Genomic DNA, 1938 nt, shown 5'->3' on the forward strand with positions numbered 1-1938 from the left:
CAGCGGGTGGTCCACACGGTGCGCCCGGGTGCGGCGGCCGACGTCGCCGCTACCTGGCGCGAGGTGCTGGGCACGGCGGCGCTGGTGCTGACCCGCGAGGAGGCGGTGGCGGCCGGGTGGTTCGGTCCGCGGGTGGACCCCGAGGTGCTGCCGCGGATCGGCGACCTGGTCGTGGCGATGCGGGGCACCAGCACCGTGCTCGACTCGCGGGAGCTCCGGTCGCGCGTGGTCGCGCTGCGCGGCCACCACGGCTCGCTGACGCTCGCCGAGACGGCGCTGCCGCTGCGGCACCGGCCGCCCTCGTAGACTCCCTGCCGTGGCCGAGCTCGTCTTCTTCACCGGGACCATGGACTGCGGGAAGTCGACGCTGGCGCTGCAGATGGACCACAACCACGCCGCCCGGGGGCGGGCGGGGCTGATCTTCTCCCAGCACGACCGCGCCGGCCAGTCGCTGCTCTCCTCCCGGCTGGGGCTGTCGCGGCAGGCCATCGAGGTCACCGAGGAGCTGGACTTCTGGGAGCTGGTGGTCCGGCAGGTCACCCACGGCCGGCGGGTGGACTACCTCATCTGTGACGAGGCGCAGTTCTACACCCGCGCGCAGGTCGAGCAGCTGGCCCGGCTGGTGGACGAGGTGAGCATCGACGCCTTCGCCTTCGGCATCACCGCCGACTTCCGCGCCCAGCTGTTCCCGGGCTCCCAGCGGCTGATCGAGCTGGCCGACCGGACCGAGGTGCTGCAGGTGGAGGCGCTGTGCTGGTGCGGCCGGACGGCGACCCACAACGCCCGGGTCGTCGACGGGACCATGGTCGTCGAGGGGGAGCAGGTCGTGGTCGGCGACGTCGGCGACGGGCCCGAGGACGCGGCGGCGCCCGGCCCCGGTCGGGTCGAGTACGAGGTGCTGTGCCGTCGCCACTACATGCGGCGGATGAGCTCCCAGGCGGCGCGGGCCCAGGCGGCGTCCCCGGACACGCTGCCGTTCGACCTGGACCTGTGCCCGCTGCCGACGCCTCGCCCGTGACCTGACCCGAGGGGGCGCCCAGCCGTGGGCGCCGGCGTGGTGGGGCGGCGAGCCGGGTGCCCTCAGCGCTGGTCGCGGGCCCCGAACATGATGTCGTCCCAGCTCGGCACGCTGGGGCGGCCCTTGCGACGGGAGCCGGCGGGCTTGGCCGGGGGCTCCTCGCTCTCGGTGGACGCAGCTGACCCCGCGGGCTCGTCCTCGACGTCCTCGGGGTCGGCGACGGCCACCAGCGCCGGCCCGGCGTCCTCCTCCACGTGCGGCCGGGACACCTCCTCCGCCGGCTGCTCCCGGGCCGGCTCCTGCTCGCCCCGCTGCGCCGGCGCCTCCTCGGTCTCTGGTTCAGGCTCGGGCTCGGGCTCCGGCTCGGGCTCGAGGTCACCCTCGAACTCCCGACTCTGCTGCTCCTCCGGCTCCGGCTCCTCGGTTTCCTCCGGCTCCTCGGCCTCTTCCGGCTGCTCGGCGGTCAGCTCGTCCTCGTCGGACTGCTTGCCCTCGTCGCCCTCGTCGTCCTCGAAGTCGCCGCCGAAGAAGTCCTCCAGCGTCGCCTCCCGGGGGCTGCGGTCCTCGACCTCCTCCTCACCGGCCTCCTCGTCACCGGCCTCCTCGTCACCGGCCTCCTCGTCACCGGTCTCCTCGGCGCCCTCGGTCTCGCCCTCGGTGTCGGGGGAGGGCGCCTCGGCGATGTCGTCCGGGCCGCTCACCACAGCGGGCGCGGCCTCGGCGGCGACGTCCTCCTCCTGCGGCTCGGAGGTGTACTCGGCCTCCGGGAGCTCCTCGGCCGGCGGCTCGGCGTCGGGCCGGCCGTGCGCGGCGGGCGGCAGCCCCATGGTGGCCGGGTCGTAGCGCAGCTCCTCCAGCGGCAGCAGGTCCTCGGGCACGTCCTCCCGGCCCGGGACGGCCGCGGGGTCCTCCTCGGCGGC

The 1938-nt window shown here is 75.5% G+C and carries 1 protein-coding gene and 2 pseudogenes; 2 read left to right on the forward strand and 1 reads right to left on the reverse strand.

Features of this window, described 5'->3' with window-relative positions:
• Positions 1-306, forward strand: a pseudogene (locus tag GFJ45_RS16560) (alkaline phosphatase family protein); the annotation flags it as partial.
• Positions 307-316: 10 nt separating this feature from the next.
• Complete coding sequence (locus GFJ45_RS15945; RefSeq protein ID WP_153399049.1) at positions 317-1018, forward strand: thymidine kinase; 702 nt, start codon at positions 317-319, stop codon at positions 1016-1018.
• A gap of 62 nt (positions 1019-1080) precedes the next feature.
• Here GFJ45_RS15945 and GFJ45_RS16565 read toward each other — a convergent pair.
• Positions 1081-1938, reverse strand: a pseudogene (locus tag GFJ45_RS16565) (hypothetical protein); the annotation flags it as partial.

The sequence above is a fragment of the Ornithinicoccus halotolerans genome (assembly GCF_009602535.1).
Taxonomy (GTDB): domain Bacteria; phylum Actinomycetota; class Actinomycetes; order Actinomycetales; family Dermatophilaceae; genus Ornithinicoccus; species Ornithinicoccus halotolerans.